General features: G+C 69.7%; 12 protein-coding genes. 9 read left to right on the top strand and 3 right to left on the bottom strand.

All coding sequences use genetic code 11. The features are described from left to right. Positions 1-36 precede the first annotated feature (36 nt). Entirely contained in the window at positions 37-1,176 is a 1,140-nt protein-coding gene (gene nicT / locus AC0KS4_RS16805) for a Nickel transporter NicT (RefSeq protein ID WP_238956449.1), read from the bottom strand. Between the two features lie 156 nt (positions 1,177-1,332). Here nicT and AC0KS4_RS16800 point away from each other — a divergent pair, with 156 nt between their 5' ends. Then, positions 1,333-1,824, top strand: coding sequence for a Fur family transcriptional regulator (locus tag AC0KS4_RS16800; RefSeq protein ID WP_238956448.1), 492 nt, complete (start codon positions 1,333-1,335; stop codon positions 1,822-1,824). Between the two features lie 2 nt (positions 1,825-1,826). Here the strand turns inward: AC0KS4_RS16800 and mtr are convergent, their stop codons facing one another. Continuing rightward, positions 1,827-3,206 carry a mycothione reductase gene (mtr, locus tag AC0KS4_RS16795; RefSeq protein WP_238956447.1) on the bottom strand — a complete coding sequence of 460 codons (1,380 nt, stop codon included), beginning with the start codon at positions 3,204-3,206 and terminating at the stop codon, positions 1,827-1,829. Between the two features lie 2 nt (positions 3,207-3,208). Beyond that, the gene (locus AC0KS4_RS16790) at positions 3,209-4,234 is read right to left on the bottom strand and encodes an alpha/beta hydrolase (protein WP_238956446.1); all 1,026 of its coding nucleotides are present in this window, start codon (positions 4,232-4,234) and stop codon (positions 3,209-3,211) included. A 166-nt stretch (positions 4,235-4,400) separates the two neighbouring features. On the opposite strand from AC0KS4_RS16790, the gene mqo reads away from it, so the two are divergent. The 8 genes from mqo (at position 4,401) to AC0KS4_RS16750 (ending at position 14,938) form a co-directional block, all read left to right on the top strand. Beyond that, positions 4,401-5,834 carry a malate dehydrogenase (quinone) gene (mqo, locus tag AC0KS4_RS16785; protein WP_238957341.1) on the top strand — a complete coding sequence of 478 codons (1,434 nt, stop codon included), beginning with the start codon at positions 4,401-4,403 and terminating at the stop codon, positions 5,832-5,834. Beyond that, positions 5,827-6,297, top strand: a complete 471-nt coding sequence (locus AC0KS4_RS16780) for a GNAT family N-acetyltransferase (protein WP_238956445.1) — start codon at positions 5,827-5,829, stop codon at positions 6,295-6,297. The genes mqo and AC0KS4_RS16780 overlap by 8 nt, the downstream gene beginning before the upstream one ends. After that, positions 6,294-8,132 (top strand): magnesium chelatase subunit D family protein, encoded by a 1,839-nt coding sequence (locus AC0KS4_RS16775; protein ID WP_238956444.1) that lies wholly within the window; start codon positions 6,294-6,296, stop codon positions 8,130-8,132. Before AC0KS4_RS16780 ends, AC0KS4_RS16775 begins: the two co-directional genes overlap by 4 nt. Before the next feature lie 15 nt (positions 8,133-8,147). Next, the gene (cobO, locus tag AC0KS4_RS16770; RefSeq protein WP_238956443.1) at positions 8,148-8,762 is read left to right on the top strand and encodes a cob(I)yrinic acid a,c-diamide adenosyltransferase; all 615 of its coding nucleotides are present in this window, start codon (positions 8,148-8,150) and stop codon (positions 8,760-8,762) included. After that, the gene (locus AC0KS4_RS16765; protein ID WP_238956442.1) at positions 8,759-10,159 is read left to right on the top strand and encodes a cobyrinate a,c-diamide synthase; all 1,401 of its coding nucleotides are present in this window, start codon (positions 8,759-8,761) and stop codon (positions 10,157-10,159) included. The genes cobO and AC0KS4_RS16765 overlap by 4 nt, the downstream gene beginning before the upstream one ends. Positions 10,160-10,240: 81 nt before the next feature. After that, entirely contained in the window at positions 10,241-11,446 is a 1,206-nt protein-coding gene (gene cobA, locus AC0KS4_RS16760) for a uroporphyrinogen-III C-methyltransferase (protein ID WP_425326324.1), read from the top strand. Between the two features lie 33 nt (positions 11,447-11,479). Continuing rightward, positions 11,480-13,087, top strand: a complete 1,608-nt coding sequence (locus AC0KS4_RS16755; RefSeq protein WP_225330155.1) for an MFS transporter — start codon at positions 11,480-11,482, stop codon at positions 13,085-13,087. A 105-nt stretch (positions 13,088-13,192) separates the two neighbouring features. After that, a complete protein-coding gene (locus AC0KS4_RS16750; RefSeq protein ID WP_238956441.1) occupies positions 13,193-14,938 on the top strand; it encodes a proline--tRNA ligase in 1,746 nt (581 codons plus the stop codon). Positions 14,939-14,941 lie beyond the last annotated feature (3 nt).

Raw genomic sequence — 14,941 nt, 5'->3', positions numbered from 1 at the left:
CGCTTCGCGCCGCGCACGCCCGTCCCCGGTGACCCGCTAGGTCGCGGACTCGGCCCCCAGATCGGCGGGGCCCCACTTCTCTTCGATGCGGCCGTAGCGCCAGACGAGCAGGGCCACCGCCCACGTGACGACGAACATGCCGACGACGATGTAGCCCACCGTGTTGAGGTCGAGCCCGCCGATCCAGTTCCAGAACGCGCCCCGCCAACCGAATTGGTCGGCGAACAGGACGAGCAGTTCGACGCTCCCGATCAGCAGGGCGACCGCCACCGACAGCGCGGTGATGGTGATGTTGTAGTAGATCTTGCGCACCGGATTGGAAAAGGCCCACCCGTAGGCGAAATTCATGAACGAGCCGTCGATGGTGTCCAGCAGGCACATGCCCGCGGTGAACAGCACCGGCAGGCACACGATGGCGTACCACGGCAGCCCGGCCGCGGCGCTGGTGCCGGCCAGCACCAGCAGCGCGATCTCGGTGGCGGTGTCGAAACCCAGCCCGAACAGCAACCCGATCGGATAGCAGTGCCACGACTTGGTGATCGACTTGGTGAACCGGCCGAGGAGCCGGTTCACCAGTCCGCGGCTCTGCAATTGCCGCTCGAGTTCGGCCCCGTCGGTGTCGGGATCGTATTCGCCGCGGCGCAACCGCGCGAAGACGCGCAGGATGCCGACCAGGACGATGACGTTGAGAAGGGCGATGGCGTACAGGAACACGCCGGAGACGCTGGTGCCGATCAACCCGGTGTAGTGGTGCAGCGTCGAGGAGTCGTCCTCGACCGGCCCGACGACCGTCTTCACCCCGCACGCCAGCAACAGCGCCAGCCCGAACACCACCGTGGAGTGGCCCAGCGAAAAGAAGAAGCCGACGGCCAGCGGACGCTGCCCATCGTTCATCAGCTTGCGGGTGGTGTTGTCGATGGCGGCGATGTGGTCGGCGTCGAAGGCGTGCCGCATGCCCAGGGTATAGGCCGTCAATCCGATGCCGACACCAAAAGCTTTGCCGCCCAAGCTGTATTGGGCCGGAGCCACCAAGAGCACCAGGGTGAGCCAGCCGAGCAGGTGCAGCGCGAGGATGACCGCCAGCATCGAGGCCAGGCGCCACCACTCCGCGCGAGTCAGCGAGCCGAGCAGCCTGGTGGTCCGTGACGGCCGCCAGTCGATCTCGGTGCTGGCCACTGGGGTCCTTCCGGCGCATCCGTGCGGTATCGGGCAGAGAACAACCGGCACGACTGTAAGTACCGCGCCGCGCCAGTTGCAAGTGAATCGCAGAATCGTGACCCTCGATCGCGTCGAAGGCTGGCGATCCCGGCGCCGCGGCGTGACACTGAACCGGTGACGCCCAAGCCGCCATTACTCGATGCCTCGGTCACCGAGCGGATCGGCGATCTGCTGCGCGCCCGCGGGCTGCGGCGGATGGCGTCGCGGATCCAGGTGCTGGCGGTGCTCGAACCCGTCAACGGGCACCTGTCGGTGGCCGAGATCGACCGGCGCATGCGTGAATGTCTGCCCCCTGGAGCCCAGGCGCCCGACGTGGCCACCGTCTACCGCACGGTGACCACCCTGGTCGATCAGGGGGTGCTGCACGCGCTGACCGTCGACGGGGGCGTCACGACCTACGGGATGGCCACCGCGCCCCACCACCACGCGGTATGTACGAAGTGCGGCACGATCATCGAGGTGCCCGCCCGCCGGCTGAGCCTGGCGCTCGAGCATGCGATCGCGGGCAGTTCCTTCGCGCTGTCGGAGGCGGCGGGACTGACGCTGCACGGCGTGTGTCCCCAGTGCCAAAACGACGAACCCCCCGCCCGGGCGCGCCGCCGCTGAGGTCAGTGCAGACCCAGGAGCGCGTTCTCCACCACCTCGGGCAGCGCCGGGTGGATCCAGTACTGCCCGCGGGCCATCTGCGGCGCGGTCAACCCGAAGCTCATCGCCTGGATCAACGGCTGGATGATCGACGAAGCCTGATGGCCCATGATGTGCGCGCCCAGCAGGCGGCCGGTGCCGCGCTCGGCGACGAGCTTGACGATCCCGGTGGTGTCCTCCGACGCCCAGCCGTAGGCGACGTCGCCGTAGTCCTGGATCTTCACCGAGACCTTGAAACCTTTTGCGAGGGCCTCGTTTTCGGTCAGCCCCACCGAGGCGACCTGCGGATCGGTGAACACCGCCGCGGGCACGTAGCGATGGTCGGTGACGGCCATCGCCTCGGTATCGTCCCAGTCGCAGAACAGGTTGTGCTGCACGACGCGCGCCTCGTGGTTGGCCACGTGCTTGAGCTCATACGGCGACGAGACGTCGCCGAGCGCGAAAACCCCACGCGCCGTGGTCCGCTGGTACTGATCCACGGCCACCAGGCCGTCCTCGACGGCGACGCCGGCCTGCTCGAGGTCGAGCTGATCGGCGTTGGACACCCGGCCGGTCGCCACCAGCAGCGCGTCGGCGCGCACGGTGCGACCGTCGTCGAGTTGCACCGCTACGCCCGAACCTTGGTTTTCGGCGCCCACGACGTTGCGGTGGGTGTGCAGCTCCCATTTGCTCGCCGCGATGCGGGTGAAGCGCTCGCCGATGACGTCGTCGAGATGCCGCAGCAATGTGGAGCCCCGGACCACCAGCGTGACGCGCGAGCCCAGCGAGGAAAAGATGTGGGCGAATTCGGCCGCGACGAAACCGCCCCCCACGATCAACAGATGCTCCGGCAGTGCGGGGATTCGCATGATCGTGTCGCTGGTGTGGTACGTCGCGCCGCACTCGAGGATCGCCGGCGGCACCACGGCCCGCGCGCCGGCCGCGATCACCACCTGGTCGGCCGTGAACTCGTCGCCGGCGTCGGTGCGCAACAGGTAGCGCCCGTCGGCCTGGACCCGACCGAACCGGGTGTGCTGTTTGTACACGTCGATATTGGGCGCGGAATTCCGATAATCCTCACCGCTGACCCCGATCGGATCGATGCGCCCGAAGACGCGCGAGACGATGTCGTCCCAGCGCACCCGCTCGATGCGCGCGTCGATGCCGAAGCGCGCCGCCTCCCGGATCGTCTGGGCGATTTCGGCGGCGTAGACGAACATCTTGGTCGGGATGCACCCGACGTTCAGGCAGGTGCCGCCGAAGGTGCCCTGCTCGCAGATCGCCACCCGTTTGTCGGCGAAGCGGTCATCGAGAATGCTGTTGCCCGAACCGGTTCCGATGATCGCGATGTCGTAGGTCTCCACCGTCACCCCCTTCCGAACGACGCCGGGGCGTCGTTGTTGCTGGTGGGCAGGAACTCGTCCAGCCAGAGATCCAATTCCCGGTAGGCGACGTCGCGCGGTCCCTCCAGCGACAAGAACACGTCGTGTTTGGCATCGACCACCGGAACGATGATGCTGCGGTTCCCGATACAGCCTGCCCACCTGGCGATCTGGGTGACGTCGAGAACGGCGTCGCCGCACCGCATGGACGCCGGGTCCGCGGTTTCCGGCACGCTGTGGTCCGAGCGTAGGATCAGGTTCGGCACGCCGACGTCGAGGCCGCGGTGCAGCCGCGCCTGGCCGCGGCGGACGGCGTTAAGCCAACCGAACGTGATCGGGAAGCCGCCCACGGGTTTCCACTGCAGGTTGTAGTCGAATTGCCCGCCGTAGTCGCGGTGCAACGTGGTGCCGTAGCCGCCCTCGCCCGGTGACCGGGCCACCGCCTTGGACCGCACCCGCGACAGACCCGCGATCAGGGCCACGGTCGCCGAACGCCGCAGAATAGCCGGGCCGGGCAGCTCCAAGAACGGGCTGTTGAGCACCAGTCCGCCAATGTTGGCGTGCGCGGCCGGGTTGTGCCGGCGCAACCGGTCCAGCCACAAGGACACGATGAGCCCGCCCGCGGAATGCCCGTACACCAACACTTCGCGGGCCTGCGCGCTCACGGCGCCCAGGGCGTGCTCGAGTTCGGCGTCGTAGTTGGCGAGGTCGGTGACGAAGTGCGGTGTCTGGCCGTCGCGCCGCGACCGGCCGCACTTGTGAAGGTCCAGCGCGTAGAAGGCGAAGCCGCGGGCGGCGAAGTGGTCGGCCAGCTCGGTGTGGAAGAAGTAATCGGTGTAGCCGTGCACCGCCAGCACCGCGCGCATCGCCGGGCCCGTCTGGCCGTCCGCCTGTGCCGGCCCGCGCCGGATCAGGGTCGCGACGATGTCGCCCTCACCGGCGGGATCGCAGCCGAGCGCGATGGTGCGCTGCCAATATCCGGGTAGGACATCGGGCACCCAGCCAGTCACGAGGCAAGCTTAGCTTTTGCTGGGCACGGGGAGCCGCACGTCGTCCGCGGCCACTTTGCCTCGGGATAACCTGGGGATCGGCCCAATCGAGGGAAGGACCAGCAAGCCGGTGTCATCGCTAGCCACAACCGCGCGGACGGACGTCGTGCTGGTGGGCGCGGGCATCATGAGCGCGACGCTGGGCGCGTTGCTGCGCCGGCTGCAACCGGAGTGGTCGCTGACCTTCGTCGAGCGTCTCGACGCCGTCGCGGCCGAAAGCAGCAGCCCCTGGAACAACGCCGGCACCGGGCATTCGGCGCTGTGCGAGCTGAACTACACCCCGCAGCGCCCCGACGGCTCGATCGACATCAGCAAAGCGGTGAGCATCAACGAGCAGTTCCAGGTGACCCGCCAGTTCTGGGCTTACGCCGTCGAGAACGGCATCCTGACCGATCGGCGCTTTTTGACCCGGATCCCGCACGCGAGTTTCGTGCGTGGGGCGCAGGGCGCCGACTATCTGCGGCGACGCAGGGACGCTCTGGCCGCCAACCCGCTGTTCGCCGGCATCGAATTGATCGAGGACACCGGTGAGTTCGCGCGCCGGCTGCCGTTCATGGCCGCCAAACGCGACTTCTCCACGCCGACCGCGCTGAACTGGGCCGCTCACGGCACCGATGTCGACTTCGGCGCGCTGTCGCGCCAGCTGGTCGGGTTCTGTGTCCGGGGCGGCGCGACGGCCCTGTTCGGCCACGAGGTCCGCAACCTGACCCGCGCGTCCGACGGCGGCTGGACGCTGTCCATCCGCAATCGTCGCACCGGCGAAAAGCGCCGCCATCACGCCAAATTCGTGTTCGTCGGGGCCGGCGGTGACGCACTGCCGCTGCTGCAGAAGTCCGGCATCGGCGAGGTCAAGGGCTTCGCGGGATTCCCGATCGGCGGCCGATTCCTGCGCGCCGACAACCCGGCGCTCACCACCGCGCACCGGGCCAAGGTGTACGGGGCGCCCGCGCCCGGGGCCCCGCCCCTGGGGGCGCTGCATCTGGACCTGCGCTACGTCAACGGCAAGCCGTGGCTGGTGTTCGGCCCGTACGCCGGCTGGTCACCGAAGTTCTTGAAACACGGGCACTTCACCGACCTGCCCCGCTCGGTGAAGCCCCACAACCTGGCCTCATTGCTCGGTGTCGGCGCCAGCCAGCTGACGCTCGTTCGGTACCTGCTCGGCCAACTGCGACTCTCCGAACCGGACCGGCTGCGCATGCTGCGCGAATTCGCCCCCACCGCAGCGGATTCCGACTGGGAGCTGACGGTGGCCGGTCAGCGCGTGCAGGTGATCCGGCGCGACAAGCGCAAGGGCGGCGTGCTCGACTTCGACACCACGGTGGTCGGTGCCGCCGACGGCACCATCGCGGGTCTGCTCGGCGGCTCGCCCGGGGCGTCGACCGCGGTGCCGATCATGCTCGACGTTTTGCAGCGGTGCTTTGCCAACCGCTTTCAGTCGTGGCTGCCCGCGCTCAAGGAGATGGTTCCGTCGCTGGGTGCGTCGCTGTCGGATGAGCCGGCGCTCTACGACGAGGTCTTTTCGTGGGGGACAAAGGTATTGGGGTTGGATGTCAATGACTGAAGCGTTGCGGCGGATCTGGGCCAAAGACCTTGATGCCCAGACACTTTACGAGCTACTCAAGTTGAGGGTGGAGGTGTTCGTCGTCGAGCAGGCGATCCCGTACCCGGAATTGGACGGCCGTGACCTCCTCGCCGAAACCCGCCACTTCTGGCTGGAGAGGGCCGACGGCGAGGTGATCTGTACGCTGCGCCTGATGGAGGAGCACGCCGGAGGCGAGAAGGCGTTCCGCATCGGGCGGCTGTGCACCAAGCGCAGCGCCCGCGGGCAGGGCCACACCACCCGGCTGCTGCGCGCGGCCCTGGCCGAGGTGGGTGACTACCCATGCCGGATCAACGCCCAGACCTATTTGGCCGACATGTACGCCCAGCACGGATTTGTGCGCGACGGCGACGATTTCCTCGACGACGGTGTCCCGCACGTGCCCATACTGCGGCCCGCCTCCGGTCCGGCGGCCAAGCCGTGAGGCCCTACCCGTTCAGCGCCATCGTCGGGCACGACCAGCTGCGGCTTGCCCTGCTGTTGTGCGCCGTGCGCCCCGAGATCGGCGGCGCGCTCATCCGCGGCGAAAAGGGCACCGCCAAGTCGACGGCCGTGCGCGGCCTGGCGGCGTTGCTGTCCGCGGCGACCGGCAGCGATTCCGGCCTGGTCGAAATGCCGCTCGGGGCAACCGAAGACAGGGTGATCGGCTCGCTGGATCTGCAGCGCGTGCTGCGCGACGGCGAGCACGCGTTTTCGCCGGGCCTGCTGGCCCGCGCGCACGGCGGCGTGCTCTACGTCGACGAGGTCAACCTGCTGCACGATCATCTGGTCGATGTGCTGCTCGACGCCGCGGCGATGGGGCGGGTACACATCGAACGCGACGGCATCTCGCATTCGCATGAGGCGCGGTTCGTGTTGATCGGCACCATGAATCCCGAAGAGGGCGAGCTGCGTCCGCAACTGTTGGACCGGTTCGGGCTCACCGTCGACGTGCACGCCTCCCGCGACGTCGACGTCCGGGTGCAGGTCATTCGGCAGCGAATGGCTTACGAGGCCGACCCGGACGGTTTCGCCGAGCGCTACGCCGCCGCCGATGCCGAGCTGGCCCGGCGCATCGCCGAGGCCCGCGCGCTCGTCGACGATGTGGTGTTGCCCGACAACGAGTTACGGCGTATCGCGGCGCTGTGCGCGGCGTTCGACGTCGACGGCATGCGCGCTGACCTGGTGGTGGCCCGCACCGCCGTCGCCCACGCCGCCTGGCGCGGGGCGCACACCGTCGAGGAACAGGACATCCGGGTCGCCGCCGAGCTGGCGCTGCCGCATCGGCGCCGCCGCGATCCCTTCGACGATCCGGGTATCGACCGCGACCAGCTGGACGAAGCCCTGGCGCAGGCCGGCACCGACCCGGACCCCGAGCCCGACCCGCCCGGCGGGGGTCAATCGGCGGACGCCGAACCCGATGGGCCACAACGGGACTCGGGGGAGAGCCCTGCGGCGGCGCCGAAGACCAAGCCCAGCGCGCCGCCGTCGAAAACCTTCCGCACCCGCGCGCTGCGCGTTCCGGGTGTCGGAGAGGGCGCGCCCGGGCGGCGATCACGCGCGCGCAACGCCAGCGGCAGCGTCGTCGCCGCCACCGACGGGGACGACACCAGTTGCGGCGGGCACGGCCTGCACCTGTTCGCCACGCTGCTCTCGGCCGCCGAGCGCGCCGGAGCGGGCCCGCTGCGGCCACAGCCCGACGACGTGCGGCGCGCCGTGCGCGAGGGACGCGAAGGCAACCTGGTGATCTTCGTCGTGGACGCCTCGGGCTCGATGGCCGCACGCGACCGCATGGCGGCGGTCAGCGGCGCCACGCTGTCGCTGCTGCGCGACGCCTATCAGCGCCGCGACAAGGTCGCCGTGATCACCTTCCGGCACCAGGAGGCGCGGTTGCTGTTGCCGCCCACCACCTCGGCGCACATCGCCGGCCGCCGCCTGGCCCGGTTCGACACCGGCGGCAAGACCCCGCTGGCCGAAGGCCTGCTGGCCGCGCGCGAACTGATCGTGCGGGAGAAGGCCCGTGACCGGGCCCGCCGCGCGCTGGTGGTGGTGCTCACCGACGGCCGGGCCACCGCCGGGCCCGATCCGTTGGGCCGCACCCGATCCGCGGCGGCCCGGCTCGTCGCCGAAGGCGCCGCGGCGGTGGTCGTCGATTGCGAAACGTCGTTCGTGCGGCTCGGCTTGGCCGAGCAGCTGGCCCGCCAGCTCGGCGCCCCGGCCGTCCGGCTGGAGCAGTTGCACGCGGACTCGTTGACGCGTGCGGTGCGCGACGTGGCATGAGAAAGGTAACCCGTTATGCCGCAAGGAGTTCCGCTCCAAGTCCCCGATGACGGCCTGACCACCCGGTCGCGACGACACACGCCGGTGCTGGCGGTGCACACCGGCGCCGGCAAGGGAAAGTCGACGGCGGCGTTCGGTATGGCGTTGCGGGCCTGGAACGCCGGGCTTTCCGTTGCGGTGTTCCAGTTCGTCAAGAGCGCCAAGTGGAAGGTGGGCGAAGAGGCGGCTTTCGCCGCACTCGGCGACGTGCACGAGCAACACCAGGCCGGCGCACCCGTCGAGTGGCACAAGATGGGTGCGGGCTGGTCCTGGACGCGCAAGGCGGGCAGCGACATCGACCACGCGGCGGCCGCGGCCGACGGCTGGGCCGAGGTCGCGCGCCGGCTGGCCGCCCAGCGTCACGACTTCTACGTGCTGGACGAGTTCACCTACCCGCTGAAGTGGGGCTGGGTGGACGTCGACGAGGTGGTCGAGGTGCTGTCGGCCCGGCCCGGCCATCAGCATGTCGTGATCACCGGACGCGATGCCCCACAGCGGTTGATCGACGCGGCCGACCTGGTCACCGAGATGACCAAGGTCAAGCATCCGATGGACGCCGGGCGCAAGGGGCAGAAGGGCATCGAGTGGTGAGAGTTCCCGCCGTGGTCATCGCCGCTCCCGCCTCCGGCAGCGGAAAGACCACCGTGGCAACGGGTTTGATCGGCGCCCTGCGACAGGCGGGTCACACCGTCGCGCCGTTCAAGGTGGGCCCGGACTTCATCGACCCCGGCTATCACGGCCTCGCCGCCGGCCGGCCGGGCCGCAACCTCGACCCGGTGCTGGTCGGGGAGGACCTCGTCGGCCCGCTGTACGCGCATGGCGCCGCCGGCGCGGACATCGCCGTGATCGAGGGCGTGATGGGGCTGTTCGACGGGCGGATCGGGCCGTCCGCCGCCACCCCCGCCGCGGGATCCACCGCCCACGTCGCCGGCCTGCTGGGCGCGCCCGTCGTCCTGGTCATCGACGCGCGCGGTCAAAGCCAGAGCATCGCCGCACTGCTGCATGGCTTTTCGACGTTCGACACCGCCACCCGGGTCGCCGGCGTGATCCTGAACCGGGTCGGCTCGCCCCGGCACGAGCAGGTGCTGCGGCAGGCATGCGAGCAGGCCGGTGTCCCGGTGCTGGGCGCCATCGGGCGCGCTGCCGAATTGGAGCTGCCCACCAGGTATTTGGGGTTGGTCACCGCCGTGGAGTACGGGCGCCGGGCCCGCCACGCGGTAGACGCGATGACCGCCCTGGTCGCCCGCCACGTCGACCTGGCGGCCGTGATCGCGGTCGCGCGAGCCCCGGCGGCGCAGCGACCGTGGGATCCGGCGGCCGCGGTGGGGGAGGCGGCGCGGCGGGGCGGCGAGCGTGCCACCGTCGCCGTGGCGGCCGGGAAGGCCTTCAGCTTCGGCTACGCCGAGCACGCGGAGCTGCTGGCGGCCGCCGGCGCGGACGTCGTCGACTTCGATCCGCTCGGTGACGCGTTGCCCGACGGCAGCGATGCGGTGTTGTTGCCCGGCGGTTTTCCCGAACAGTTCACCGCCGAACTCTCGGCCAACGAGGTCGTGCGCCGGCAGATCAAGGAGCTGGCCGCCGCGGGGGCACCCGTCCACGCTGAGTGCGCCGGGCTGATCTACCTGGCCGCCGAGCTCGACGGCCACCCGATGTGCGGCGTGCTCGCCGGGCAGGCCCGCTTCACTCCGCACCTGACGCTGGCCTACCGCGATGCCGTCGCCGTGGCGGACTCCCCGCTGTACACCGCGGGCCAGCGGGCCGTCGGGCACGAATTCCACCGCACCACAGTCACATTCAGCGACAGCTATCAGCCGGCATGGATGTACCGGTCCCATGACGCCGACCCTGCGGGCGGGGCCGTGCGCGACGGCGTCGTGCACGCCGGCGTGCACGCGTCGTACCTGCACACCCATCCGGCCGCCGCGCCGGAGGCGGTGGCGCGCTTCGTCGCACACGCCGCCGCCCGGCGGGCCGGTTCGCGGGCGTAACCCCACGGCGAAAAAGTGCGGCAAAAATCGCCGCCCGGTTACGCGCGCGGTGCCAGGGCCACCAACCACTAGGCTTGCCGCGTGACTGAGAGCGCCTACCTCGTTGGGCTGCGGCTGGCCGGCAAGAAGGTCGTCGTCGTCGGCGGCGGCACCGTCGCCCAGCGCCGGCTGCCGTTGCTCATCGCCAGCGGCGCCGACGTCCACGTCATCTCCCGCAGCGCCACCCGGTCGGTCGAGGCGATGACCGGAATCACCCTGGCGTTGCGCGAATACCGCAACGGCGACCTCGAGGGAGCCTGGTACGCGATCGCGGCCACCGACGACCCGCGCGTGAACGAGGCCGTGGTCGCCGAGGCCGACAGCCGCCAGATCTTCTGCGTGCGGGCGGACGTCGCCGTCGAGGGGACCGCGGTCACCCCAGCGACTTTCAGCTATGCGGGGTTGTCCGTCGGTGTCCTGGCCGGCGGCGAGCACCGACGCTCGGCGGCGATCCGCTCGGCCATCCGGGAGGCCCTGCAGACCGGCGTCATCACCCCCGAGGGCCCGGTGAGCTCCGACGCCGTCACGGGCACCGTGGCGCTGATCGGCGGCGGTCCCGGCGACCCCGAACTGATCACCGTGCGCGGCCGCCGGCTGCTCGCCCAGGCCGACGTCGTGGTCGCCGATCGCCTCGCCCCGCCGGAACTGCTCGCCGAGCTGCCTCCCCACGTGGAAGTCATCGACGCCGCCAAGATCCCGTACGGGCGGGCGATGGCCCAGGACGCCATCAACGACGTGATGATCGAACGCGCCCGGGCCGGAAGCTTCGTGGTGCGCCTCAAAGGCGGGGACCCGTTCGTGTTCGCCAGGGGCTACGAGGAGGTGCTCGCGTGCGCCGACGCCGGGATCCCGGTCACCGTCGTGCCGGGTGTGACAAGCGCCATAGGAGTGCCCGCATTGGCGGGTGTCCCCGTCACTCACCGGGCGATCAATCACGAATTCGTGGTGGTCAGCGGCCATCTCCCACCCGGGCATCCCGAATCGTTAGTGAATTGGGATGCGCTGGCCGCACTCTCGGGCACGATTGTTTTGCTGATGGCCGTCGAGCGCATCGAACTTTTCGCCGAAGCACTCTTGAAGGGCGGGCGACCTGCGGATACACCCGTGCTAGTCGTTCAGCATGGAACGACGGCCGCTCAACACACTTTGCGGGCCACGCTGGCCGACACGCCCGAAAAGATTCGCGCCGAGGGTATTCGACCTCCCGCGATCATCGTGATCGGCGCCGTGGCGGCGTTCGGGCTTTAAACGGTTCTTAAGATTACTGTAAGGTAACCCTTTATGACGGCTCTCAACGACTCAGAGCGCGCTGTCCAAAACTGGACGTCTGCACGCCCCGATCGTCCGGCCCCGGTGCAACCGGCGGAGACCGCCTCAAAGCCCCCGGCGGAGACCGCCTCCACTCGCATCAGCAAGTACTACCCGGCGTGGCTGCCGTCGCGACGCTTCATCGCGGCCGTCGTCGCCATCGGCGGTATGCAGCTGCTCGCGACGATGGACAGCACCGTCGCGATCGTCGCGCTCCCCAAGATCCAAAACGAGCTCAGCCTGTCCGACGCCGGGCGCAGCTGGGTGATCACGGCCTATGTGCTGACCTTCGGCGGGCTGATGCTGCTCGGCGGCCGACTCGGCGACACCATCGGGCGCAAGCGCACCTTCATCGTCGGCGTCGCCCTGTTCACCATCTCCTCCGTGCTGTGCGCGGTCGCCTGGGACGAGGCGACCATGGTCATCGCCCGGCTGTCGCAGGGTGTCGGGTCGGCCATCGCCTCGCCGACGGGCCTAGCGCTGGTGGCGACCACCTTCCCCAAGGGGCCGGCGCGCAACTTCGCGACCGCGGTCTTCGCCGCGATGACGGCTGTCGGCTCGGTGATGGGCCTCGTGGTCGGGGGAGCGCTGACCGAGGTGTCGTGGCGGCTGGCGTTCCTGGTGAACGTGCCGATCGGCCTGGTGATGATCTACCTGGCGCGCACCGCGCTGCGCGAGACCAACCGCGAGCGGATGAAGCTGGACGCCACCGGCGCCATGCTGGCCACCCTGACGTGCACCGCCGCGGTGTTCGCCTTCTCGATGGGGCCGGAAAAGGGGTGGGTGTCGATCACCACCATCGGTTCGGGTGTGGTGGCGATGCTCGCGGCGCTGGCCTTCATCATCGTGGAGCGCACCGCGGAGAACCCCGTCGTGCCGTTCGATCTGTTCCGTGACCGCAACCGGCTGGTCACCTTCACCGCAATCTTCTTGGCCGGCGGGCTTATGTTCAGCCTGACCGTGTGCATCGGCCTGTACGTGCAGGACATCCTCGGCTACAGCGCGCTGCACGCCGGCGTCGGTTTCATCCCGTTCGTCATCGCGATGGGAATCGGCCTCGGGGTTTCCTCGCAGCTGGTATCACGGTTCTCGCCACGGGTCTTGACCATCGGCGGCGGCATCCTGCTCTTCTGGGCGATGCTGTACGGCTGGGCGTTCATGCACCGCGGCGTCGCCTACTTCCCGAACCTGGTGCTGCCGATCGTCGTCGGCGGGATCGGCATCGGCATGGCCGTCGTGCCGCTGACGCTGTCGGCCATCGCCGGCGTGGGCTTCGATCAGATCGGCCCCGTCTCCGCGGTCACGCTGATGCTGCAGAGCCTGGGTGGCCCGCTCGTGTTGGCCGTCATCCAGGCCGTGATCACTTCGCGGACACTGTATTTGGGTGGCACCACCGGCCCGGTGAAGAACATGACCGACGCGCAGCTGCAGGCGCTCGACCACGGCTATACCTACGGCCTGCTGTGGGTGGCCGGGGTGGCCGTCATCGTCGGCGGTGCGGCGCTGCTCATCGGCTATACGCCCGACCAGGTCGCGCACGCGCAAGAGGTCAAGGAAGCGATCGACGCCGGGGAGCTGTAGCTCCCTCACCCGCCGCAAGGCTGTCCTACCCCGGGAAACGCGTCGCTGGTTGCAGTCTCGGCCTGCCGGATGCCGGGCCCTGCGTCACCGCTAGGCTGGCCCGCTGTGATCACCCGGATGTCCCAGCTGTTTTTGCGCACGTTGCGCGACGATCCCGCCGACGCCGAAGTCGCCAGCCACAAGCTGCTGATCCGCGCCGGCTACATCCGGCCCATCGCGCCCGGGCTGTACAGCTGGCTGCCGCTGGGACTGCGGGTGCTGCGCCGCATCGAGCGCATCGTCCGCGAGGAGATGAATGCCATTGGGGGGCAAGAAATCCTGTTTCCCGCCCTGCTGCCCCGCGCGCCCTACGAGGCGACGAACCGGTGGACCGAATACGGCGACTCGGTGTTCCGGCTGGCCGACCGCCGCGGCAACGACTACCTGCTGGGCCCCACCCACGAAGAGCTGTTCACCCTGACCGTCAAGGGCGAATACAGCTCCTACAAAGACTTTCCGGTCCTGCTGTACCAGATCCAGAACAAATACCGCGACGAGGCGCGGCCGCGGGCCGGCATCCTGCGCGTGCGTGAGTTCTTGATGAAGGACTCCTACTCGTTCGACATCGACGACGCCGGACTCAAGGCCGCCTACCACGCCCACCGCGAGGCCTATCAGCGCATCTTCGCCCGGCTGCAGGTCCGCTACGTCATCGTCTCCGCGGTCTCCGGCGCCATGGGCGGCAGCGCCTCCGAGGAGTTCCTGGCCGAAAGCCCCGTCGGCGAGGACACCTTCGTGCGGTGCCTGGAGTCCGGCTACGCGGCCAACGTCGAGGCCGTCGTCACCGCGCGCCCGGAGGCGCAGCCGATCGACGGGCTGCCCGAGGCGGTGGTCCACGACACCGGCGACACCCCGACCATCGCCACCCTGGTGGACTGGGCCAACACCGCCGGCCTGGGTCGAGCCGTCACCGCGGCCGACACGTTGAAGAACGTGCTGCTCAAGGTGCGCCAGCCCGGCGGGGACTGGGAGCTGCTGGCGATCGGGCTGCCCGGCGACCGCGATGTCGACGACAAGCGGCTGGGCGCGGCGCTCGAACCCGCCGAATACGCGATGCTCGACGACGCCGACTTCGCCAAGCACCCCTTCTTGGTGAAGGGATACATCGGTCCAAAAGCGTTACAAGACAACGGCGTTCGTTACCTGGTCGATCCGCGGGTGGTCGACGGCACCAGCTGGATCACCGGGGCCGACGAGCCCGGCCGCCACGTCGTCGGGCTGGTCGCCGGCCGGGACTTCACGGCCGACGGCACCATCGAGGCCGCCGAGGTGCGCGACGGCGACCCCTCGCCGGACGGCGCCGGCCCGCTGGTGTCGGCGCGCGGCATCGAGGTCGCGCACATCTTCCAGCTCGGCCGCAAATACACCGACGCCTTCACCGCCGACGTGCTCGGCGAGGACGGCAAGCCGGTGCGCCTGACCATGGGCTCCTACGGGCTGGGGGTGTCGCGGATGGTGGCCGTGATCGCCGAGCAGCACCACGACGAGCTGGGGCTGCGCTGGCCGTCGGCCGTCGCCCCGTTCGACGTCCACCTGGTGATCGCCAACAAAGACGACCAGGCCCGCACCGGGGCCACCGAGCTCGCCGGCGAGCTGGACCGGCTGGGCGTCGACGTGCTGCTGGATGACCGGCAGGCCTCGCCCGGCGTGAAGTTCAAGGATGCCGAGCTGCTGGGCGTGCCCTGGATCGTGGTGGTGGGACGCGGCTGGGCGGACGGCGTGGTGGAGCTGCGCGACCGCTTCGGCGGGCAAACCCGCGAACTCGCGACCGGCCCGTCGCTGGCCACCGACATCGCGGCCGCGCTGCGATAGCCA

The sequence above is a fragment of the Mycobacterium sp. NTMscope_MAC_12 genome, from assembly GCF_976985675.1.
This window is presented reverse-complemented; position numbering and strand designations above follow the sequence as displayed.